At 67.9% G+C, this 23031-nt stretch carries 17 protein-coding genes; 12 read left to right on the top strand and 5 right to left on the bottom strand.

The window, feature by feature from the left end:
* Window positions 1-123: 123 nt before the first annotated feature.
* Both ACOGXD_RS09270 and ACOGXD_RS09265 read right to left on the bottom strand, forming a co-directional pair.
* Window positions 124-894 (bottom strand): S-methyl-5'-thioinosine phosphorylase, encoded by a 771-nt coding sequence (locus ACOGXD_RS09270; RefSeq protein ID WP_419917383.1) that lies wholly within the window; start codon window positions 892-894, stop codon window positions 124-126.
* A 5-nt stretch (window positions 895-899) separates the two neighbouring features.
* Complete coding sequence (locus ACOGXD_RS09265) at window positions 900-2246, bottom strand: amidohydrolase family protein (protein ID WP_419914432.1); 1347 nt, start codon at window positions 2244-2246, stop codon at window positions 900-902.
* Window positions 2247-2294: 48 nt separating this feature from the next.
* On the opposite strand from ACOGXD_RS09265, the gene ACOGXD_RS09260 reads away from it, so the two are divergent.
* The 3 genes from ACOGXD_RS09260 to ACOGXD_RS09250 are packed head-to-tail and all read left to right on the top strand — an operon-like array spanning window position 2295 to window position 5061.
* Window positions 2295-3257: a branched-chain amino acid ABC transporter permease gene (locus tag ACOGXD_RS09260; RefSeq protein ID WP_419914430.1), complete on the top strand. Its 963-nt coding sequence runs from the start codon at window positions 2295-2297 to the stop codon at window positions 3255-3257.
* The gene (locus tag ACOGXD_RS09255; RefSeq protein ID WP_419914428.1) at window positions 3254-4468 is read left to right on the top strand and encodes a branched-chain amino acid ABC transporter permease; all 1215 of its coding nucleotides are present in this window, start codon (window positions 3254-3256) and stop codon (window positions 4466-4468) included. Before ACOGXD_RS09260 ends, ACOGXD_RS09255 begins: the two co-directional genes overlap by 4 nt.
* Entirely contained in the window at window positions 4465-5061 is a 597-nt protein-coding gene (locus ACOGXD_RS09250) for a class I SAM-dependent methyltransferase (RefSeq protein WP_419914426.1), read from the top strand. The genes ACOGXD_RS09255 and ACOGXD_RS09250 overlap by 4 nt, the downstream gene beginning before the upstream one ends.
* 52 nt (window positions 5062-5113) lie before the next feature.
* Here ACOGXD_RS09250 and ACOGXD_RS09245 read toward each other — a convergent pair whose 3' ends face one another.
* Window positions 5114-5950, bottom strand: coding sequence for an SDR family oxidoreductase (locus tag ACOGXD_RS09245; RefSeq protein ID WP_419914424.1), 837 nt, complete (start codon window positions 5948-5950; stop codon window positions 5114-5116).
* A gap of 52 nt (window positions 5951-6002) precedes the next feature.
* Here ACOGXD_RS09245 and ACOGXD_RS09240 point away from each other — a divergent pair, with 52 nt between their 5' ends.
* Window positions 6003-7220, top strand: a complete 1218-nt coding sequence (locus ACOGXD_RS09240) for a CaiB/BaiF CoA transferase family protein (protein ID WP_419914422.1) — start codon at window positions 6003-6005, stop codon at window positions 7218-7220.
* A 54-nt stretch (window positions 7221-7274) separates the two neighbouring features.
* Window positions 7275-8120, top strand: coding sequence for a response regulator (locus ACOGXD_RS09235; protein ID WP_419914420.1), 846 nt, complete (start codon window positions 7275-7277; stop codon window positions 8118-8120).
* Between the two features lie 27 nt (window positions 8121-8147).
* Here the strand turns inward: ACOGXD_RS09235 and ACOGXD_RS09230 are convergent, their stop codons facing one another.
* Window positions 8148-9029: a thioesterase family protein gene (locus tag ACOGXD_RS09230; RefSeq protein ID WP_419914418.1), complete on the bottom strand. Its 882-nt coding sequence runs from the start codon at window positions 9027-9029 to the stop codon at window positions 8148-8150.
* A gap of 151 nt (window positions 9030-9180) precedes the next feature.
* Between ACOGXD_RS09230 and ACOGXD_RS09225 the strand changes: the two genes are divergently transcribed.
* The 7 genes from ACOGXD_RS09225 to ACOGXD_RS09195 all read left to right on the top strand — a co-directional run bounded on the left by ACOGXD_RS09225 (window position 9181) and on the right by ACOGXD_RS09195 (window position 21602).
* On the top strand, window positions 9181-10005 hold the full coding sequence (locus ACOGXD_RS09225; RefSeq protein WP_419914416.1) for a TRAP transporter small permease subunit: 825 nt from the start codon (window positions 9181-9183) through the stop codon (window positions 10003-10005).
* Window positions 10006-10012: 7 nt separating this feature from the next.
* Complete coding sequence (locus tag ACOGXD_RS09220) at window positions 10013-11581, top strand: TRAP transporter large permease (protein ID WP_419914414.1); 1569 nt, start codon at window positions 10013-10015, stop codon at window positions 11579-11581.
* Window positions 11582-11671: 90 nt separating this feature from the next.
* The gene (locus ACOGXD_RS09215; protein WP_419914412.1) at window positions 11672-12901 is read left to right on the top strand and encodes a TRAP transporter substrate-binding protein; all 1230 of its coding nucleotides are present in this window, start codon (window positions 11672-11674) and stop codon (window positions 12899-12901) included.
* 60 nt (window positions 12902-12961) lie between these two features.
* A complete protein-coding gene (locus ACOGXD_RS09210) occupies window positions 12962-13891 on the top strand; it encodes a TIGR03621 family F420-dependent LLM class oxidoreductase (RefSeq protein ID WP_419914410.1) in 930 nt (309 codons plus the stop codon).
* A 180-nt stretch (window positions 13892-14071) separates the two neighbouring features.
* On the top strand, window positions 14072-14449 hold the full coding sequence (locus ACOGXD_RS09205; RefSeq protein ID WP_419914408.1) for a clan AA aspartic protease: 378 nt from the start codon (window positions 14072-14074) through the stop codon (window positions 14447-14449).
* 44 nt (window positions 14450-14493) lie between these two features.
* Window positions 14494-18030 carry a PD-(D/E)XK nuclease family protein gene (locus tag ACOGXD_RS09200; protein ID WP_419914406.1) on the top strand — a complete coding sequence of 1179 codons (3537 nt, stop codon included), beginning with the start codon at window positions 14494-14496 and terminating at the stop codon, window positions 18028-18030.
* Window positions 18030-21602: a UvrD-helicase domain-containing protein gene (locus ACOGXD_RS09195; protein ID WP_419914404.1), complete on the top strand. Its 3573-nt coding sequence runs from the start codon at window positions 18030-18032 to the stop codon at window positions 21600-21602. The genes ACOGXD_RS09200 and ACOGXD_RS09195 overlap by 1 nt, the downstream gene beginning before the upstream one ends.
* On the opposite strand, the gene ACOGXD_RS09190 is transcribed toward ACOGXD_RS09195, so the two are convergent.
* Window positions 21578-22948, bottom strand: a complete 1371-nt coding sequence (locus ACOGXD_RS09190) for an amidase family protein (RefSeq protein WP_419914402.1) — start codon at window positions 22946-22948, stop codon at window positions 21578-21580. The genes ACOGXD_RS09195 and ACOGXD_RS09190 overlap by 25 nt on opposite strands.
* Window positions 22949-23031: the final 83 nt, after the last annotated feature.

The raw sequence follows: 23031 nt of genomic DNA, 5'->3' as shown, positions 1-23031 counted from the left end.
CCGCCCCAAAATCGCAGGCGCGGCACGCCGAGCGGTCCAAAACGCGTCCATGCAGGCATCACGTCGGACTCTATTTCTCGCCAGTCTGCGGGTAGGGGATGGCAGATCGGCTTCAGGCCGACGTCAGATCGCCGAGACGGTGCGGCCGAGCAGAGCGAACAGCGGTTCCTTGGTGGCCGCGAGCGCCGCCGAGACTTCTTCGTGCGAGATCTCGCCGTCGAACATCCCCGCGGCCATGTTCGCTACGACGGCGATGCCGGCGTACGGGATGCCGGCCTCACGGGCCAGCGCCACCTCCGGATAGCCAGTCATCCCGACGACGCTGCCGCCCATCTGCGCATACATGCGAATCTCCGCGGGTGTCTCGAAGCGGGGCCCGTTCGTGCAGACGTAGGTGGCGGTGGGCGCCACGTCGATGCCCTCGGTCGCTGCCGCGGCAACCAGCGCAGCACGCAGCGACGGGTCGTACGGCGTCGTCATGTCGGTATGGGTGACCTGCCCCGGCTGGTCGAAGAAGGTGGCAGCTCGGCCGGTGGTGAATTCCAGATAGTCGTCGAGCAGCAGGAATGATCCGGTGCCCCGCTCGGGCACCATCGAACCCACGACGCTCACCGCGAGGATGGCCGTGGCCTCCAGATCACGAATCGCCGCGATGTTGGCCCGGTAGTTGATGGCGGACGGCGGGATCGAGTGGTCGCCGCCATGGCGCGGCACGAACACGATGCTGCGGCCACGCCAGCGGCCGGTCATGGCGTGCGCCTCGCCCCAGTCGGTCTGCACCATCTGGTGCTCGGCCTCGCTCAGGCCGGGAAGCTCGTAATAGCCGGTTCCCGCGATGATGCCCACCGGGGGGCGCTCGCGGCCTGCTCCGCTGGTGTCGCCCATCTCGCTCATCTCGCTCACGTCCCCGATTCCTGCGCCAGCCGTTGCGCACGATGCTGCACTTCATAGCGAGCCCGTGACTCGTCGACGGTGAGGCATACCCGGTCCGCGACCACCCGCTCGCCACCGACCCACACTTCGGTGACGTGGCGACTGCCGCCGGACCATGCCACATGGGCGATCAGCTCCTGCGGGGACGTGACCGGGACAAACGCAACATCATCGATGTCGAGCCGGATCATGTCGGCCCAGCGGCCCGCTTCCAGCACGCCGACATCCAAGCCGAGCGCCTCGCCGCCGCTGCGAGTGGCCATCGAGATGACCTGCTGCGCGCTCATCACGGTGGGGTCGAGCGCGGTCACCCGGGCCAGGAGCGAGGCAATCTTGATCTCCTCCCACAGGTCCAGATCGTCATTGGACGCAGGCCCATCGGTAGCGAGCGACACCGTGATGCCCCGCTCGATCATCTCGGGCACCCGCGCCACGCCCGAACCCAGCTTCATGTTGCTGACCGGGCAGTGCGCCACGGCCACGCCCGCCGAGGCGTAGATGTCGAGGTCGGCATCGTCGAGCCAGACACTGTGCGCAGCCAGCACCCTTCCTTCCAGCGCACCGGCCTCAGCAAGGAGCCTCGGCACGCTGGCGCCGCTGTGCATGTCGGCCAGCGCGTCGCCCTCATCGGCGGTCTCGGCGACGTGAATGTGCAGCAGGGCGTCGCGCTCCCGGGCTGCAACGGCGATCTCCGCGCACGGGCCCACGCCGAGGTCGTACGCCGAATGCGGTGCAAACCCGATGGTGACGCGGCCCAATGGGTCGTTCTGCTCGTCGTGTACCCGGGCGATCTCGCCGACTCGATCGGCGACGCTTCCGGTGTCGTCCAAGTGCGCCACCGACAGCACACCCGGACACATGACCTGCCGGATGCCCGCCTGGCGGCCCGCATCGATCACCTCGTGTTCGAAGGCGTACATCTCGCATGTGGTCGTCACGCCCGAGCGCAGCATCTCGACTGAGCCGAGCGTCATCCCCCACCACACATCGGAGGGGCGCAGGCGGCCCTCACGCGGCCACATCACCTCGGTGAGCCACGCCATCAGCGGCAGCCCGTCGCCTGCGCCGCGCACGAGCGTCATCGGCGTGTGCGCATGGGTGTTGACCAGGCCGGGCATCAGCAGGCCGCCCAGGTTGATCACCGGTGCGTCGGTGGCCGGTGCGTCAGCAGCGGCACCGACCCAGGCGATGCGCCCGTCTGCCCCCACGTCCACGGTCCCGCGCTCGATCATCGCGAAGTCCTCGTCACAGGTCAGCACGACATCGGCGAGGTAGCGAGTCTCACCGGAGCGGGCATCAGAACCGTTCGGCACTGCCTCATCTTCGCACCGGCAGGCGGCGAAGGGTCAACGCGCCCGCCCGTGACACAATCTGCGGCCGTGACCCTGTTCCTGCAGCGGGTCTTCGACTCGTTCGCCAACGGCTCTGCGTACGCAGCCTTGGCGGTGGCGATCTCGATGGTGTTCCGCTCGACCGGGGTGCTGAACCTGGCGCAGGGTCAGATGGCGATGCTCTCCGCGTACATCGCGGTGGTGTTCGCTGCAGGCGCCGACCCTGGCGTGGCGTTCTCGGGCTGGTTGACGCCGTTCGCCACGCCGTGGCCGATCTGGGCCGCGGTTGCCGGCGCGGTGGTCGTGTCTGCGGCAGTGGGCGCCCTGCTCGAATACACGGTCATCCGGCCGATGCGCGGCGACCCCGTGCCGACCATCGGTGCGACGCTCGGGCTCTACCTGCTCATCGGTGTGTTCGTGGTCAAGCACTTCGGCGGTCGCCAGCGGTTCCTCGGCTCGCCGTTCCCGCAGGAGCACACCGACCGGTTCATCATCGGCGGTGCTCGGCTGTGGTTCGACACCATCGGGCTGACACTCACGATGCTGGCGGCCATCGGCCTGCTCGCGCTGGTTCAGCGCACCACGAAGGTGGGCCTCGCATTCCGGGCCATCACGTCCAACCGCGACAGCTCTGCGCTGGTGGGCATCAGGGTGGAGTGGGTGGTGATGGGCGGCTGGGCTGTCGCCGCGGCCTTGGGAGGGCTGGCCGGCGGCCTCATCGCCGGTGAGCTGAACGTGCGCCCCGACATGATGGAGCGTCTGCTGATCTTCGGCCTTGCAGCCGCCACCCTCGGTGGCCTGCGCAGCCCCGCCCTGGCGCTCGCCGGGGGCTACCTGTTCGCCTTCGCCGAGACGATGATGGCTGGCTACGTCGGCTTCATCGACAGCCAGGTCACGCTGGTGTGGGCGCTCGGCGTGCTCATCGTGGTGCTGTCGGTGCGCCCGTCGGGCCTGCTGTCGCGCAAGGCCGCCCGCGAGGGGCTGCGGACGTGAGCGATCCGCCGACTCCCGATTCCGACACACCCGTGTTCCGCCTGGCGCTGCGCGAAGCCCCCGTCCCGCACGGCAGTGTCGCTGCGAGCATTCCGATCCCCCGGGCCGGCGAAACACCCCCATCCTCCGAATCGGAGACGCCGGCCATGCCGGGCGAGCGAAGCGCCGGCCAGGAGGCCGAAGCAGCGGGCCGTGCGCCGCCGTCATCCGAATCGGCCCAGTCGGCCGCGGCAACGTGGCCGAACCGGCTGACTGCCGTGGCACTGATCGCGATCGCCGCTCTGGCAGTGGTCGTTCCGCTGCGCGCGTCGTCCACCTTCCTCACCGATGTCACCCAGCTCGCAGCGTTCTGCCTCGTATTCGCCGGGCTCTGGCTGCTGACGCACCGGATGGGGCTGCTGTCGGTCGGCCACGGAGCATTGACCGGCGTGGGCGCCTATGCCGCCCTGCACGCGGTGAACGATTTCGGCTTGCCGCCGATGCTGATGCCGCTGGCCGGCTTTGCCGCGGGCTGCGCGGTGGGTGCGCTGCTCGGCATCCCGGCGCTGCGCTTGCCGAAGGCGTACCTGGCGCTGCTGACCCTGTCGGCGGCAGTGGCGTTCCCGATCGTGCTGCGCCAGCTCGACGGCCCGCTGCCGGTCACCCTCGACAGCGAGTTCATCGCGCCGACCTGGACCGGCATCGCGCCCAACGACGAGCACATCTGGGAGTTCTGGATTGTGGTGGCGTGGGTGGCGGTCGCCTTCTGGCTGCTGCATGGCCTGCTGACAGGTCCGATCGGGCGCGCCCTGGTCGCTACCAGAGACGAGCCCACTGCGGCCGCGACGTTCGGCGTCTCGGTGTACCGGCTGCGCTTGGCCGGGGTGAGCCTCAGCAGCGGTCTCGCTGGCATGGCCGGCGGCCTCATGCTGATCCCGGTGAACTTCAACGACCAGTCGCTGTACCCCGAGGAGCTGTCGATCAAGCTGTTCGCCCTCACGATCGCCTTCGGCAGCACGGCGATCGGGGGCAGCCGGCTCATCATGACAGTGCCCGCAGCGACCGTCCTGGTGCTCCTGCCCGTCTGGCTCGTCGACCGGCCCGGCTGGGTCACCCAGGGCGGCTGGATCGGATTCCTGAAGTCGGAGTTCTTCCTGTATGCAGCGCTGCTGCTGGTGGCCGCCTACGCACGCAGCCGCCGGGCGCGCGCCGTGCGGCTGTACGACGCATGAGCGCCGCAGACCGCTGGAACGCCAAGTACGCCGACTGCCATGAGCCAGGGTCGCCGTCAGGATTCGTGATGGATCAGGCCGGGCTGCTGGCCGACTGCCCGACGGCGGTTGATCTGGCGGGCGGCGCAGGCGGCACAGCACTTTGGCTCGCCGAGCAGGGCATCGAGACCACGCTCGTCGATGTCTCCGAGCGCGCGCTGCAGATTGCCGAGAACGCTGCTGCGGAGCGGGGTGTGCGGCTGCAAACGATCTGCACCGACCTCGAAGCCGATCCCGTGCCGACCCCGGGGCAGTTGAGTCGGCTCGCAGGCGCGGCGGTCCCTGATGGTGGCTGGCACGCGGCGGTGTGCACCAACTTCCTGCACCGACCCCTGCTGGGCGCGCTTCGCGACTTCCTCGTGCCCGGCGGTATCGCCTTCGTGCTGATCGCCACCGTCGAGAACCTGCTCGTCAACGCGCGCCCGAGCCGCCCGTTCCTGGTGGAGCTGGGCGAGCTGCCCGAGCTGTGCTGCGGCCTCGAGACGATCAGCTTCGACGAGGAGTGGTTCGGCCAGCGCCACGAGGCACGCTTCGTCGCGAGCCGCCCGGGCTGAGGCGCATCCGGCGGCGCGCCGGATGCAATCGGGCCCGACCCGACGGCGGCGTTCAGCTGAGCAGCCAGTCCGCAGGGGTGATGTCCGCGTCGGCGTAGAGCCGCGACTGGAAGCGACGCATGCCCGACAGCCAGCGGTCGATGTCGGACGCTTTGCGCTCGCGGTAGGTCTGCACTTCAGGGTGGGGCAGCACCAAGAAGCGTTCCTCGGCCATCGCCTCGATGACGGTGTCGGCCAACTGCGAGGGCTGCAGGATGCCGTCGCCGGCGGCGGCGCCCGGCGTGCCTCGCTCCTGGTCGCCATCGCCAGTGCGGTCAGGGCTATTGGCCAAAATGTTGGTCTCGACCGCCTGAGGGCACAGCATCGACACCACGATGCCCTTATCGCCGTAGGTGATCGCGAGGAATTCACCCAGCGACACCGCGGCGGCCTTGGTGACCGCATATTGCATTGAGCCGAGTTGGGTCAACAGGCCGGCCGCCGACGCCGTGTTCAACAGGTAGCCGCCGCCGCGTTCGACCATGACGGGAACCGCCGCGCGAGCCGCATACACGTGGGACATCACGTGCACTTCCCACATGCGCTGGATCTCGTCGTTCGCCGCTTCCAAGCCGCCCTGGGTCACATAGCCGGCGTTGGAGACGAATACGTCGAGCGCACCATACGCTGCGACGGTGTCGGCGACCACCGCCTTGATGGCGTCCTCGTCGGTGACGTCGAGCCCGACGGCTGTGCCGCCCACCCGATCAGCCACCGCCTGCGCGCCGGCCTCGTCACGGTCGACGACCACCAGTGCCCGCGCCCCTTCTGCCTTGAATCGCTCGATGAGCGCTTCCCCGATTCCGCTCGCACCGCCGGTGACGACAGCGACCTTCCCAGCAAGTTCCATGGCCCGGCAGCGTAATCTCGCGGCCCGGACTCGACGCTGGCTTGGAGGTCCGATGGCGGCACCGTTGGACGATGTGAAGGTGATCGAGGTGGACAGCTGGATGGCCACGCCCTCGGCGGGCGCGATCCTGGCCGACCTCGGCGCCGATGTCATCAAGGTGGAGCCGCTCGACGGCGACCCGATGCGGGGTTACAGCCGTCCGGCGAAGCTGCCGCCGGAGATCAAGGACTACGACTTCCAGTTCGACGTCGACAACCGCGGCAAGCGCTCGATCGCGGTGGACTTGGGCTCGCCAGAGGGTCAGCAGGTGGTCCACCGGCTCATCGCCGGCGCAGACGTGTTCATGTGCAACCTGCTCGTCCACCGCCAGGAACGATTCGGCCTCGACCAGGCCACAGTCACTGCCGTGAACCCGCGCATCGTGCACGCCACGCTGACGGGCTACGGCACCACCGGTCCCGAGGCATGGCGCCCTGGCTACGACGTGACCGCATTTTTCGGCCGTTCGGGCATCTACGACGCCATGCGGGAAGGACCCGACGGCGCAGTGCCGATGGCGCGCCCCGCCCAGGGCGACCACACCACGGGCCTGGCGCTGGTGGGCGCGGTGCTGGCGGCCCTGCGGCTGGCCGAACGCACCGGCGAGGCCCAGGTGGTCGAGACATCGCTCTACGAGACAGCCGTGTGGACCCAGGCGTCCGACTACGCCATCACCGCCGTCGACAGGGCACCGCTTCGCCAGCGGGCCCGCGAGAACATGATCGTCCCCACCGCCAACCGCTATCCCTGCGGCGACGGCAAGTGGGTGGTGCTCAACATGCCCCAGGAGAGTGCTTGGCCGGCGCTGTGCCGCGTCATCGAGCGGCTCGACTGGCTCGACGACGAGCGCTTTGACGACATTCGCGGCCGGTTCGCCCACATGCCCGAGATCGTGGCCGGCATCGACGAGGCGCTCGCGCACCGCACCCGCGACGAGTGGGGCGAGATCTTCGATGCTGAGGGAATCATCTGGGGGCCGGTGCTGGGCCTGCACGAGGTGGTCGACGACGCGCAGGCCGAAGCGCTCGGCATGTTCCCCACGCTCGACAGCCCCGACATCGGCCCCTACCGAAGCGTCGGCATCCCGATGCGATTCGCCAACGCCGACGTCGGCCCCCGCGGACCTGCGCCGAAACTGGGCGAGGGCACACGTGACGTTCTGGCCGCCGCGGGCATGTCCGAGGCTGAGATCGACGGACTTGTCGCCGATGACGCTGTGCGCGAGGCATAAGGGCCTCGCGTCTAAGTTCGCTTTCACAGACCGACCACCGAGGAGGTGCCCGGAATGCGACACGTCTTGATCGTGGCCAACCAAACTCTCGTCGGCAGCCACCTGCATGAGCGCGTGGAGCACATCCTGGCCGTCGATCCCGAGACCCGGTTTCACATCGTCGTGCCCGCGACCGGTGCGAACGGTCCTGATCCCGCGCGGGCGCTCGCCGGTGCACGCCGCCGGCTCAGCCAGGCGTTCGAGGCGCTCGACGACATCGGTGCCCGGGTCACCGGCGAGGTGGGCCCCGCGCATCCGGTCGTGGCGGTCAACCTGGCCATTGACCGGCTGAATCCCGACCTCATCGTCTTGAGCACCTTGCCTGCCGGTGCCAGCAGGTGGCTGCATCTCGACCTGCCGCATCGGCTGCAGCGGCGCTTCGGCGTTCCCGTCGAGCACGTCTCGGCGGAGACGCAAACCGTCGATCGGGCAGGCACCTTCGAACCACCGGTGATCCACGCTCCGGACGACACGGTTCATGTGCTGCTGGCCGAGGAGAATCAGCACGACGTCGACGTGATCACCATGGCGCTCGCGGAAGCCGGCACCCGCAACCAGCTTCGGGTGGCCCATGACGGCGCGAACGCCCTGGCGTTCATGCGTGCGGTAGGTCCGTCGGAGATCGACCTCGTCCTGTTCGACCTGAAACTGCCGGTGGTCAGCGGTTTCGATCTGCTCGCCGAGACGCGTGCCGCCGACGAATTCGACAAGGTGATGATGGTTGCGCTCACCACCGACGAGGCCGCGGACGACCGTGCCCGCGCGTATGACCTCGGCGCAGATGCGTTCGTGATGAAGCGGCCCGATTACAGCCAGATGGCCCACGTCATCGACGACCTGCTGGCTGAGGTCGCCGGCTAACCGGCGATAGTCCAGATACGTCGCCGGCTAGCCGGCCGTGGCCTCGCGCATGGCCGCATTGCGCGACGCAGCCATGCCGCCAGGGAAGCCGATCTCCGCTGGCGCTTCGATTTGGCTCTGCAACACCCAGCCGAGCAGGCCGTGCTGGTCGCAGATGGCCGTGTGCGTGCCCGCCAGCCCCTGGGGTGCCACCACTGTGGCCGCGTCGAAGTAGAACCACTCCCCCGCTGGCACGCGCAGCAGCTGCAGCGTCACGTCGGTGTTGATGTAGGCGCCGCCGGACGGCGAGAAGTCCCACCCGACGGCCGCGCCGAGATCGGCCAAGGTCGCAACCCGCACCAGCGGGGACGTCTCCTCACCGGCCATTAACGGATGGTCCAACCGCAGCCATGTGCGGCCCGGGCCCGGCTCCTCCGTCGAGCCGCCGACGAAGCGAAAATCCACGGCATCGGCGTTGAAGCCGGGACGCGGGTAGTCGATGTCGGGATTTGCTCCAGGGTCCGCGCGCTCGGCCGGGATCGGCGGCAGCGATTGCCCATCGCCCCCAGGGTCGCCGTCCAAGGGCGCTGTGGGCGTCAGCCACTGAGATGAAGCTCGCGCCACCAAGCGCCCGCCTCTCCCAGCGCCGTGTACCTCGCGCACCTCGGCATCGACCAGCGCAGTCCGCTTGCCGCCCTTCACCATGGTCGCAGTGACCTCATAGGTCGCCATCGGCATGCCCGAGAGGATCTCCACCGTCAACCGGCTGCACACCTGCGAGATGCCGAGCTGCCGCTGCTCGCGCTCAACCGCCCAGCCCAGCAGGCCGCCAATGGCGCCGCCGTGCATCACCTGATGCGCCCACGGACCACGCGTCAGCTCCGTCGCGCACACACCGTCGGCCTCCTGCACGAAGAGCGCTGGCGGCATCACCCCCGGGGGCGGCGGTTGGGGGGAGCAGGAGTTTGCGCTACTCGGCTCGGATCCGATGTTCACCACGGCGACAAGCTAGGTGGCAGGATGTTGGATCGCCTGTTATCGCGTTGGAGCGGCGCCGGCGAGCCGGAGGGGACGGGGCGACGTGACCGACACTGCCACCCCCGCTCCCCATGCACCGCCACTGGCCACGGCGAAGCCATGGTGGGCGCGCCTGCATCCGATCGGCTGGCTGGCGGGGTCCACCATTGTTCTCGCGTTCGGGGCCCGGCTGTTCTGGGACACCGAATACTGGATCGGCAACCTGGCGTGGTGGAACTGGCTGGTGCTGGCGGGCGCAGTGGCGATGGGCGCGTGGCACGACGGGCTGGACCGGCTCCGGCGGGGCGTGGAGTCGATCGCCACATTCAGCTTGACCGTGGCGTGGATCCTGGCGTGGGTGGTCTTCCTGCTGCAGCTGTTCAATGTCATCACCCGCTACGGCAATGACCTCGTCGAGACCGACATCCTCTTCGGCGAGACCACCAGCCTGGCGTGGCAGTCGTTCGGACTCATGTTTCTCATCGCCATCAACTTCGGCGTGCGCGAAGGCGTGAACCCGCGTATCGACTTCTGGTGGGCCAACTTCAGCGCCAAGCGCAAGGCATGGCTCGACTTCGTCGTTCACTCGGCCCTGCTGCTGCCGTTCATCATCATGGCCATCCGGATCCTCAAGGGCTACGCGGCCACCTCGCTGGGCCGCCGGCACAACGGCGAGTGGCCGAGCGGCTGGCGGGTATGGGAAACCTGGGAGGAGGCGGTCGACGCCGGCGGTCTGCCCGTCGGGCCGATCAAGGTGATGATCCTCGTTGCGTTCATTCTGTTCGGCCTGCAGATCCTTGCGGAGATGATCAAGACCGGCTTCGTGATGATCGGCGACGACGAGAAGGGTGACCTCGTCGAGCACGAGTCGCCGCTGCGCGTCGAGTAGCCCCCTCATGAGCGACCTCTTGGCCATCTTCGGCATGGATACGGGCGTCTTCCTGGCCCTGACGATGTTCATCGTGTTCATGGCGATGATCCTCACCGGCTACAACGTCGCGTTCTCGTTCGCCGCGACGGCCTTGGCGTTCGCGTTCATCGGCGATCTCACAGGGGCGTTCAACACCGCCACGCTGAATACGCTGCCGGCGCGCTGGTTCGTGGCCATCAGCGACCCGGTGCTGCTCGCCGTGCCGCTGTTCGTGCTGATGGGCGCGATCCTGGAACGATCCGGCATGGCCGAGCGGCTGCTGAACGCCGTCGGCATGCTGATGGGCGCGCTGCGCGGCGGCGTGGCCGCTGCAGTGGTGCTGGTGGGCACGCTGCTGGCCGCTGCCACCGGCGTGGTGGCGGCGACTGTCATCGTGATGGGCCTGCTGTCGTTGCCGGCGATGGTGCGGCTCGGCTACGACAACAAGCTCTCGACAGGCGCCATCACAGCTTCGGGCACGCTCGCGCAGCTGCTGCCGCCCAGCATCGTGCTGATCCTGCTGGCCCAGCAGATGGGTGTGGGCATCCTGGGCCTGTTCGCCGGTGCACTGCTGCCCGGCCTGATGCTCAGCGGCCTCTACGTGGCCTACGTGCTGATCGTGTCGTGGTGGAAGCCCGACATGGGCCCGGCCATGCCGCTCGAAGAGCGCAAGCTGGAAGGCAACCCGTCGATCCAGACCAAACTCCTGATCGCAGGCCTGCTGGGCTTCATGGTCGGGTGCGTGATGCTGCTCGCGAACCTGCGGGTAGCAGCCGTGGCGGCGGTGCTGGTACTCATCGTGAGCTTCGCGATCATGGCGTTCACCCGGATGCTGGCGTGCGAGGTGCTCATCGCCATCGTGCCGATCGTGGTGCTCATCCTCGGCGTGCTGGTGTCGATCTTCCAGGGGATCGCCACGCCTTCCGAATCGGGCGCAGTCGGCGTGTTCGGAGCGCTGGCGCTCACGGGCTTGAACTGGCTGTTCGACCGCCTGCTCATGCGCGAGGGCGCCACTCACATCAGGCCCCAGTGGCGGCTCAGCCGCGCTGCGGCGGTGCAAGCGGGCAAGTCGACTGCCAGCGTGGTGGTGCTGGTGATGACGCTGCTGTTCAGCTCCACCTTCTTCAGCGCCATGTTCTTCCAGCTCGGCGGCTCCGATCAGACGTCGGCATGGCTCACTTCGATCGGCGGCGGCAAGCTGGGCTTCGTCATCGTCGCGATGGTCGCTGTGTTCCTGCTGGGCATCAATCTGGAGTTCCTCGAGATCACCTTCATCGTGGTGCCCATCTTCGTTCCGGCCATGGAAATTCTGGGTTTCACCCAGGACGAGAAGATCTGGTTCGCCGTGATGATGGCGGTGAACCTGAACATGGCGTTCATCTCGCCGCCGGTGGGCTTCTCGCTGTTCTACCTGCAGAGCGTGGCCCCGCCCGAAGTGCGCACCGCCGACATCCACAAGGGCGCCATCCCGTTCATGGGGCTCCAATCCATCGCGCTGGTCATCCTCGGCGTATTCCCTGGCATCGTGTACACGTCGCTCGAGCTGTTCAGTTAGCTGCGCAGCCTGTCCGGCCCGATTTCGGCGCGTGCTAATTTCGCGCGACGTAGTTGGCGCGACTTGCGCGCCTGCGGGGAGGCACTACCTATGACTATGCACGACGAGGCCAGTCCGGAGACTGCCCTCGATGAAGGCATCGAAGATGCCGGCTTCGACCGGCGATCGTTCCTCAAGGCCGGTCTCGGCGTAGCCGGATTCGCAGCGGCCGCAACGGTGCTCAACGCCTGCACCTCCGACGACGGAGACACCGCAGCGACCACCGAAGGTCCCGCCGCCACCGACGCGCCGGCCACATCGGTGGCGCTCACCCAGGACGGCCCCGAGATCGAGTGGGAGATGGCGACGAGCTGGCCGGCGGCGCTGGTGACCCTGTTCGGCTCGGCGAACTTCTTCGCAGAGCAGGTGAGCCGGCTCACCGGCGGCCGGTTCAAGATCAATCCCCGACCGGCCGGTGAGATCGTGGGCGGCCTCGAGGTGCTGCCCACCGTGCGTGACGTCGGCGTGCAGGCCGGTCACACAGCCTCGTACTACTACGTGGGCCTCAGCCCGGTGCAGCAGTTCGGCACCGCTGTGCCGTTCGGGCTGACGCAGCGCCAGCAGAACGCCTGGCTGTACAAGGGCGGCGGCCTCGACATGCTCAACGAGTTCTACGCCGAAGAGCATGGCGTCATCGCCTTCCCGGCCGGCGGCACGGGCTGCCAGATGGGTGGCTGGTTCACCAAGGAGCTCAATTCGGTGAGCGACCTGCAGGGCCTGAAGATGCGCATCCCCGGCCTTGCGGGGCGTGTGCTCGAGAGCCTCGGCGGCGAGCAGGTCACCCTGGCGGGCGGCGAGATCCTGCCTGCGATCCAGCAGGGTGCGATCGACGGCGCCGAGTTCGTGGGGCCCACCGACGACTTGATCCTGGGCCTGGACCAGTTCACCGGCGATCTGTTCTACTACCACCCCGGCTGGTGGGAGCCCGGCACGGCGGTGGAGGTGCAGTTCCCGCTGTCGCTGTGGAACGACCTGCCGGCGGAATACCAGGCGGCCATCGAGATTGCGGCGGCATCGGCAAACATCAACACGATTGCCGACTACGACGTGCGCAACCAGGCCGACCTCCAGCGGGTCAAGGAGTTCGCCAGCATCCGCCAGTTCCCCGACGAGCTGATGGCAGCTTTCAAGGAAGAGACCGAGAACGTGCTGGACGCGGTGGCGGCGGACGATGCACGCTTCGCCGCCATCTTGGCGCCGTGGCGGGAGTTCCGTGACGGCATCGCCGAGTGGCACGGTCTGGCGGAGCGTTCCTTCCTGGACCAGCAGACGCAGATCTAGCGCCCAGACTGGCGCTGCGGCCGACATCGGCGGCGCATCGGCTCCACCTAGCCTGCCGCTGTGCATCCGTTCAGATTCGGCGTCCAGTACGGCAAGCCGGAGAGCCCCGCAGCGTTCCGGGAGACGGCGCGCAAGGTCGAGGGCTTGGGCTACTCGTCCCTGTTCTGCCACGACCATTTCTGGGACAGCTGGTCGCCCATCGTGCATCCCGCTGTTGCGGCGGAGATCACCACGACGTTGCGGGTGGGGACGCTGGTCTTCGCAGCCGATTACCGGCACCCCGCGGTGCTGGCGAAGGACTTCGCCACGCTCGACCTGCTGGCAGAAGGCCGCACCGAGTTCGGCATCGGCGCCGGCTGGCTGACCGAGGACTATGAGCAGTCGGGCATTGCGCTCGACCGGCCCGGAGTGCGCATCGACCGCATGATCGAGGCGTTGGAGGTCATCAAGGGGCTGTGGACCGGCGAGCCCTTCGACTACGACGGCGAGCACTACCAGATCTCCGGCATGGTGGGCCGCCCGCTGCCCCACACGCCGGGCGGGCCGCCCGTCATCATCGGCGGCGGCGGCAAGCGGGTGCTGAGCGAGGCGGCCCGCCTTGCCGACATCATCAGCCTGAATCCCAATCTGCGGTCTGGCACCGTGGGCCCCGATGCTGCCCGCACCTCGGTAGCGGACAAGTTCGTCGAGCGCCGCCAGTGGATTGCCGATGCCGCCGGCGACCGATTCGCCGACATCGAGATCCAGCTCAACACGTTCATGGCGTTGGTGTCCGACGACGCCGACAGCATTCTCGAGCAGTTCGCGCCTGGCTTCGGGCTGACACTGGAAGAGGCGCGCGAAGTTCCCTTGGTGCTGGCCGGCACGGTCGACGACATCTGCGGGCAGCTGCATCACCATCGCGAGACCTACGGCGCCAGCTACATCATCATTCACGACCCCGAGGTCGACGCGATGGCCCCAGTGGTGGCCCGGCTCGCCGGCACCTGAGCCCTGTCGCCCGCCGTGTCGCGAATGACGCGATTGCACTGCGACAATGAATCCATGACATCAACGCAGGAAGACTCAACGCCCGAAAATGATGGTGACGCGTCTCACGGCGCGCGCGAGGCTCAGCGACGCAGCCGTCGGCTGCCGTCTCTCCGCCCTGTTCGACAGAGGAGGCCTCCTGTGGGCACCACGCACGTCACCGTCACCGTCAAGAACCCAGCAGCACGCGATCGCGCCTGGCAAGGCGAGTTCCTGGTGGACACCGGCGCCATCGAGTCGCTGGTGCCGCGCCAGCACCTCGAAGCCATCGGCATCGAGCCGTTCGGATCTCGCACATACGAGATGGCCGACGGCCGTCGGCTGCAATTCGACATCGGAGGTGCCGAGCTCGAGTTCATGGACGAGATGGTCATGGGCACCGTGGTGTTCGTCGACGACGACGTCGAGCCGTTGCTCGGCCTCACCGCGCTGGAGTCAGCCGGCATCGAGGTCGACCCGCGCAACCAGCAGCTCAAGCGCCTGTCTGCCGTACGACTCAAGGCGCTCGCTGCTCACTGACCCCAACAACATGGCTGTCACACCGCTGACGTAGGTTCGCCGGGGTGCAGCAGCTCTCGATTCGACGTGTCGGCTATGGACGCCCGGCCTGCGACGAGCTTGAGGCGTTCGTGCGCGATGCCAAGGTCGATGATCCGTTCGCGCCGATCACGGTGGTGGTGCGCAGCAACTACGAGGGTGTTGCACTTCGCCGGCAGCTCACGCGACAGCGTGCCGAATCAGCAGGCCCCGAGCAGGCTCACTGCGGGCTTGTCGCCATCGAATTCTGGACCTTGCAGCGAGTGGCCGACGAGCTGGGATCCGCCGACTTGCGCGCGCGGGGGCGCCAGCCCGTCAACGACCTCGTCATCGCTGCGGCGATTCGTCAGGAGCTGGCCGAAGCCGCCGGCATGTTCGCCGACATCGCCGATCATGCAGCCACCGAGATCTCACTGGCACGGGCATTCGCCGAGGTGCGCTCGCTGCGCCGCGATCAGCGAGACCGGCTCGAAACGTCCGACTCCGCACGCGTGCGCGAGGTGGCGGGCTTCGTCCAGCGAGTCTGGGAGCGATTGGAAGCACAGAACTACTACGACCCGAACGGCTTGCTGGATCACGTCGTGGGCCGTCTGCGAGGTCGCGCCGACACAGCAGCGGAGCGCGCGCGGCAGCGCCTCGGTCGCCTCCTGCTGCACCTGCCGCGAGACCTTTCGCCGAACGAGATTCGACTGGTGCAAGCGCTGGCAGGCACCACCGACATCGTCGTGCACTTCGGTGTCACCGGCAATCCAGTGGCGGACCGCCCAGCGCACGAGCTTCACACGGCCTTGAGCATGCCCGGCACGGATTGGGCGGCCTCACGGCACGTCGACGAGGCCGGAATCGACGAGGCCACCGCCGACCGCATCATCAGCGTCACCGATCCCGACGAGGAAGTGCGTACCGCGGTGCGGTCGGTGCTCGAAGATCTGGGCGACGGCATACCGGCCAACGAGATCGCCGTCCTCATTCCTGCCCGTGACCCGTATGCGCGTTCGCTCGCCGATCAACTCGAGGCGGCGGGCATCGCGTGGAACGGCGACGCTGCCCAGTCGCTCTCGGAATCTGTCGTCGGGCGCTTCGTACTGAGCCTGATGCGGCTGGTCGTCGATCAACGGCTGCGACGTGTCGATGTCATGGCGATGCTGGCCGAAGCTCCCGTGTGGAGGCCCATCCAGACGGCGGACGGCACGCGCAGCCGTGCACCAGTACCGGCAGCCGCCTGGGAACGGCTGGCACGAACCGCCAACGTCGTCGAGGGATCCGACTGGATCCCCTCCGAGAGCCAGAACGCTCGATCCGGTGACCCGTCCACTCGGCTCGGCCGCTACATGCGCTTGCTCGATTCCCAGATCGCCACCGAGGAATCCGACCCCGAAGCCAGCGATGCCCGGCTCTCCCGCCTCCGGGCAGACCGGGAGCGCTGCGGCGACCTAGCCGAGTTCATCTCCGACTTGTCCCAGCACATCAGCCGTGCCGTATCGCTGCGCAGCTGGAACGACCTCTCCGCGTGGTTGCGCAGGCAGGTGACCGCCTTCCTTGGTCGCACGACCGACGACGACTGGGCGCCAGGCCTGCCCGCTGGCACGACCGGCGCCCACCGTCCCGACGACATCAGCGATGGAGGCCCCTCCCAGCTCAGGGACGCCGGACTCAGCGACGCCCAAACGCGCTGGGATGTCGAACGGGCCGCTGCTCAGCGAATCGATCACATCGTCGAAGGGCTCAGCACCCTCGGCACCGTCGAGCCAGCCGCCGATGCATCGCTGCTCCTGCGCACGCTGCAGTCGCAGTTGGCCAGTCCGCATGGGCTGAGCGGCCGGGTCGGCGCCGGTGTCTTCGTCGGCAGGATCGGCAGCCACCCCGCCATTCCCCGACGACGGCTGTACATCTTGGGCTTGGCCGAGGGCATCTATCCCAACCGTCAGCTTCCAGACAGCCTCATCGGCGATGGCGATCGGCATCGAGGAGCGCTGCGGACCCGTTCGGAGCGCACCGATGCGCAGCACCGCGATCTGCTGGCGGCGCTGGCGTGCTGCATCGGGCGCAGCACCGTCACCATCCCGCGCGGCGATCTGCGCCGGACGGCCGAGAATGTGCCCTCGCGCTGGCTGCTGCCGACGGCGCAGCAGCTTGCCGCTGCGGCCGAGCAGCCCAGCGACGACTTCTCCGGCGGCTATCTCGACGCCGACAACCTGACGTCGGCGGCAGCATCGGGGTCCATCGGCGGCCTCACCGTCAGCCATTCGTTCCTGAGCGGCTTGCTGCATGCGCGATTCCCTGCGACCGAGGCCGAGTTCGACAGCCGCGACCTGCTCAGCGCAGCCGCCGGTGGCGACAGGGGCAGCCATTGGCTGTTCGCCGACGAGGCCGAGCCTGCATTCGCACGCGGCGTTGCGCTGTGGCGCGGGCGCCAAAGCCGCCGCTTCACCCGTTTCGACGGCAACCTCGGCGATGTCGTTATCGCAGGCGACGGCTTTACCCAGGTCCTCTCAGCCAGCCGCCTGGAGACGTGGGCCACATGTCCGCGCAAGTACTTGTTCTCGTACCTGCTCGGCATCGACGAAGTCGTCGAGCCGGAGTCCGTCGTTCGTCTCAGTCCCATCGACCGGGGACGGCTCATCCACGAATCACTCGACGAACTGCTGCGCGAGCTGATCGCTGCGTCCGCGACGCCCGAAGATCTGCCCGGCGCGAAACGCAGCTACGGCAGCGCCGACCGCGATCGCCTCCTCGAGATCGGCGCCGCCAAGGCAGCAGAGTTCGAGGCGGCCGGCGCCACCGGCTTTCCGTTGCTGTGGAGCTTCGACCGCGAAACCGTGCTCGCCGACCTCGTCGAGGTGCTGGTGCGTGACGAGCAGCGCGCTGTCACGCCTCACGCCGCAGCACGCGGCACGGTCGTCGCTTCGGAACACCGCTTCGGGCTCGGACCGTCGTCCCTTGGCGACGGAACGAACGCCGCCGTGCCCTACGACCTCGAGCCAGGACGCGTCCTGCACTTCCGCGGCGCGATCGACCGGGTCGAGCTCATCGATGACAGCGCGGCAGACAGCTCCCAAGGCGAGCGCGGCCGCCTGGTGGTCATCGATTACAAGTCCGGCTCGGAAAGGCCCTACGTGGGCATCCGCGTCCCGACGACACGCGCCAGCCGCGGAGACGATCCAACGCTGCGCGGCACCAAGCTGCAGCTCGGCGTCTACGCGCTCGCAGCCGCCCACCACTACGCACCTGACACCGCGGTGACCGAAGCGGTACGCGAAGCGGCCTACTGGTTCGTCTCGGCACGCGCGGGCTGGGCGTGGGTGTCGCGCCCCATGGACCAGCAGTACTTCGAACGCTTCGACGAAGTGGTGAAGTCCGTCACCGACGGCATCGACTCGGGCGTCTTCGTGGGATATGTGCGCGCGGGCGACGATCGCGCAGGCTTCACGCCCTGCCCGTACTGCGATCCCGACAGGATTGGCACCGCGGACATCGCGCGGCAGTGGAAACGCAAGCGTGCCGACAGCGAGTTGGCCCGCTTTGTCGGTTTGGCCGAGGCCCCTTTGGACGAAGGCAACTGATGCTGACCGACCAAACCGAGCGCGATCTGATCGCCACCGAGTCGCGTCAGCTGCTCTTTGTCGAGGCGGGCGCTGGCACCGGAAAGACCACCGTGCTCGTGAATCGGATCGTGTCGATGGTGACCGGCGCAGGCAGCTTCGATCCGGTGCCCATGTCGTCTGTCGCCGCCATCACGTTCACCGACAAGGCAGCCGCCGAGCTCCGCAACCGCGTTCGGGCCGAGCTGAACAAGGCGCTGCAGACCGCGTCGGGTACCGAACGCGATCTGGTGGTCGCCTCCTTGGGCGAACTCGACGGCGCCGCAGTGGGCACCCTGCACAGCTTCGCTCGCCGCATTCTGGCTGAGCACCCGGTGGAGGCCGGCTTGCCCCCGTCGTTCGAGACGCTCGACGAGATCGCTTCAGAAGTCGCGTTCGACGAGCGTTGGGACACGTTTCTGTCGGAGCTGCTCTCCGACGAGTCGATGCGCTGGCCGGTCGGCATGCTCGACGCGGTAGGCGTCACTCCAGCGCACCTGCGCGATCTCGCCCGAGCGCTCAACGCCAACTCTGACCGGCTCCATTGGCCTGCCCATCCGCCCAACAGCGCACCGATCGGCGCGGCGCACATCAGTCAGCTCGCGACGCACCTGCTGGAGCGTCGCAGCGAGTGCACCAATGCCGGCGCCTGCAAGCTGTACATCTCGTTCGGCGCCATCAGCGCCTTGGTCGAACGCCTCGCGGATGCCCGCAATGACCGCGAGATCCTCCGGGTGCTGATGCGCGCGGACGTTCCCAAGGTCGGCAACAAGGGGAACAAGCGCGACTGGCCCGACATCGCGGACGTGCGAGCTGACTTCGCCCGGCTGTCCGACGAAATCGCCAGCACGGTGGCATCGGTGCTGGCAGAAGCCCTGGCGCAGGTCACCGAACGCCTCCGCGTATTCACGATTGAAGGCGTCGAGCACCGTCGGCGCATCGGCAGCTTGGAGTTCCATGATCTGCTCACCCAAGCCAGGTGGCTGCTGCGTGACAGTCCCGCCGCCGCCCAGGTGCGCGCAGCACTGGCAAACCAGTACCAGCGGCTGCTGCTCGACGAATTCCAAGACACCGACCCGATTCAGATCGAGCTAGCACAGCTCATTGCATTTCCCGACGGCGTCAACGCGGATTCGGCGCGGCCTGAGCGGCTCTTCTTCGTCGGCGATCCGAAGCAGTCCATCTACCGCTTTCGCCGAGCCGACATCGCGCAGTACCGGTCCGCCCAGGCGAGCCTGGGCGAAGAACTCGGATCGGTGCTCACGTTGAGCACCAACTTCCGCACCCTGCCGGGGATCATCGATTGGGTCAACGAAGTCTTCGACAGCCTGATCAACGAGGTGCCTGCGCTGCAACCTCCGTACCACGCGCTGAAAGCGGGTCGGCAGCTGCCTGACGCCGTTCGGGCAGCGAGCGACGAAGGCATCGACATGGGCTTGCGGCGTGTCAGCGGACCTCGGGTCAGTGTCTTGGGACTCAACCCGCGTGACCGCAGGACGCCGATCAGCGAGGTGCGTGAGGCCGAGTCCGAAGACGTTGCGGGCGCGATCGCAGCAATCATGAATGAGCGGTGGATGGTCATCGACCCGGACACCGGCGAAGCGCGGCCGGCCCGTCCCAGCGACATCGCCGTGCTCATTCCCAAGCGGACGGGCCTGCCGCAGCTCGAGGAGGCCCTGTCCGACGCCGACATCTCCTACCGGCTCGAGGCCGCGTCGTTCATCTGGCGAACGCAGATGGTGCGCGACCTCATGATGTGCCTGCGAGCCGTGTCGGATCCCACCGATGCATTGGCGATAGCCAGCGCGTTGCGGACGCCTGTCTATGGCTGCGGAGACGACGACCTGTACGTCCACCGGGTGAGACAACAGGTCTCGTGGAACTACACCGATCCACGGTTGAGCGACGCGGAGCCCACACCGGCAGTCGAAGCGCTCCGGCACCTGCTCTCGCTGCACCAGCGCAGCGCCACCTTGGGTCCGGCCGCGGTCATCGATGCGCTCGTGCGGGAGCGGCGACTGTACGAGCAGGTGGCGACTCGGGCGCGGCCGCGTGACGGCTGGCGTCAGATCCGGTACCTCGTCGACCAGGCGCGGGCATGGTCCGACAGCCAGCACGGCGGCATGCGCGGCTTCCTGGCCTGGGCCAAGGGGCAGGCAGCAGAGAACGCGCGTGCGACCGAATCGATCCTGCCCGAGTCCGACGACGAGGCGGTGCGGGTGATGACGATTCACGCTGCCAAGGGTCTCGAGTTCCCGATCGTCATCGTCGCGGGTCTGCAGGACCGGCCCCGCAGGCGAGCTGGCGTGCAGGTGATCATCTCACGAGACGGCTTGCCGCCTGAGATCCGCCTGCGCGGCGAAGTGAGCTCGCTTCGCTTCGAGGAACGCAACGAAGACGAAGTCGTGGCGCTTCACTACGAACGACTGCGCCTGCTGTATGTGGCCTGCACCAGGGCGCGCGACCATCTCATCGTCTCGGTGCACCGCAACGAACCGCCTCTCCGCTCCAGCGGTGACCACAATCTTGAGAGCGGGGAGTTGCTGAGCGCCGCGTTGAGCTTGTGGGGCAGCGCTGCCGCGGACGAGCCGCTGAGCGGGGTCACCTGGCGCCAAGACGACTTCCGGCCCGATCGTGACGTTTTCGGCGCACACGCGCATGACGAATCCAACGGTGCAGGCCGTGGGCCCGCGACCGTCGATGTCGTTGCGGATCCAACTGTGATCTTCGCTAGCCGCGAGGAGTGGCTGCAACGGCACGCGGCAGCGGTGGAGGCGAGCAAGACGCTGTCGCATCTCAGCGCCTCTGCGCTCGCCAAGCATCACGCCGCAGCCACCGTCACCAACGGCAGCGCAAGAGGTGCAGATCCCGATGCAGAGCTGGATGCAGCGGGGTTGTCCAAGGACGATGTGGTCACCGACACCGGCGCTGCTGTGGCCGATGCTGGCGGCGAGGGCGGCTACGCCACCGCAGGGGAACCGATGGTGCGCCAGGGTCGTTACGGCACCGCTCTGGGCAGCGCGGTGCATGCGGTACTGCAGAGCATCGACATCTCCGACAGCTCCTCACACGACTCCAAGGCGCTGCGAGCGCTCGCTGCGGTCTGTGCGCGCGACCACGGTCTGACCGGGCAGACGAGCGAGATCACACGTCGGGTGGAAGCTGCGCTTGCGAGCCGCACGGTGGCAGAGGCTGCCCGCGGGCGCTACTGGCAGGAGGTGTTCGTCACCGCCCCGCTCGACGACGGGCTCGTGCTCGAAGGCTTCATCGACCTGCTGTACGAGACACCCGACGGGCGACTGGTGGTGGTCGACTTCAAGACCGACGCCGTCGCGGACAGCAGTGTTGTCGAGCAGAAGACCGGTTACTACCGCCTTCAGGGCGCCACCTACGCCTGGTGCGCACAGCAGGCCACCGGCATGGAAGTGGAGCGCATCGTGTTTCAGTTCCTGGCTCGTGACGATGTCGCCGAAGGTGTGATCGAGGGCGAAGATCTCGCCCGGGCACTCGACGAGGTGGCTGCTGCAGCTCAGAGTGCGCGGGGTGGGGGCTGATAGCCGCCGGTGAGCTCGCCGATGCGGCGGGCCAGCGCCATCGTGGTGCGGTCGCCGCCGTAGGGGCCGACCACTTGGAATCCCACGGGCAGGCCTTGGGTGGTGAGGCCCAGCGGCGGCACGGTGGCGGGCAGGTACGACATGCCGGTCAGGATCGTCCAGCGGGTCATCTCGATGTAGGGCCGCTCGATGCCGTTCGCGGGGATGCGGCGCTCGGCGAAGGTTCCTTCCTGCATGTGGTCGAAGGGCGGGTGGAAGCTCACCGGCATGAGGATCGCGTCGTAACCGGTGAAGAAGTCCGCCCACTTGCGGCGGCACTCCTCGCGCGCCATGTGGCGCTCTAGCCACTCGCGATGGCCCGGTCCTTCGCCGCGGCCCGCAAGCGTCATGGCGGCCCGCACCAGCCACAGCCCCGTCTCCCATGCCGGCATCGGATCGATGCCTGGACGGGCCGCGTGGTCGACGCTCACGCCGCTGGCCTCGAGGGCCGCCACAGCCGCATTCATCACCTCGAGCACGTCCCCATCGACCGGGCAGTAATCGTCGTCAAGCCACGCCACTACCCGCAAGCTGCTCACATCATCCGGGGCGGGTGGCAATTGCGGCACCCACGGCGCTTCGTCGCGCAGCAGCACGTCGAACAGCAATTTGAGGTCGTCGCAGCTGCGCGTCAGCGGGCCGAATACGTTGATGTCGGGCTCCGTGGTGCCGCCGCGCACGTGGTCGAGATAGCCGGTCGTAGGGATGACGCCGAAGCTCGGCTTGTGGCCCCAGATGCCGTTGTACGAGGCCGGGAATCTGATCGAGCCGCCGATGTCTGTGCCGATCTCGAAGCCGGTGAAGCCCATGGCGGTCGCCGCTGCGGCACCGCCCGACGAGCCGCCGGGCACCTTCGTCAGGTCCCACGGGTTGTTGGTGGTGCCGAACAAGTCATTGAACGACTGGTTGTCGGCCGACCAGCGCGGCAGGTTTGTCTTGCCGATCACGATGGCACCCGCAGCGCGGCAGGCCGCCACCACCGCCGCATCAGTGTCGGGAACGTTGTCGGTCAGCTCTCGCGCCCCGCCGGTCGAGCGGATTCCCTCAGTCATCAGAGCGTCCTTGGCGGTGAACGGAACCCCGTGAAGCGGCCCGAGCGCACCGCCTCCGGCCTGCACAGCGTCAGCCGTTGCCGCTCGCTCCAGCGCCCCTTCGAAATCGCGCGTCACCACAGCGTTGACGTCGCCGTCGAGCCGTTCAATGCGATCGATGACGTGGCTCGTCAGCTCGCGGCTCGACAGCTCCCCCGCGGCGATGGCCGCTGCCTGCTTGCTCGCACTCCACAGTCCCGGGTCATCGCTCGCCATCTCGTCCCCTGATCCCCAAGCGCCGATACAACCCGGCGCAGCGCCGACGTTAGTTCTGACGTGACAGGCAGGTCCCGGGTCGA

Origin of the sequence: Candidatus Poriferisodalis sp., from assembly GCF_965204125.1 — a bacterium.
Classification (GTDB): Bacteria; Actinomycetota; Acidimicrobiia; order Acidimicrobiales; family Poriferisodalaceae; genus Poriferisodalis.
Note: the sequence above shows the minus strand (reverse complement) of the source record. Positions and strands in the feature narration are given on the sequence as shown.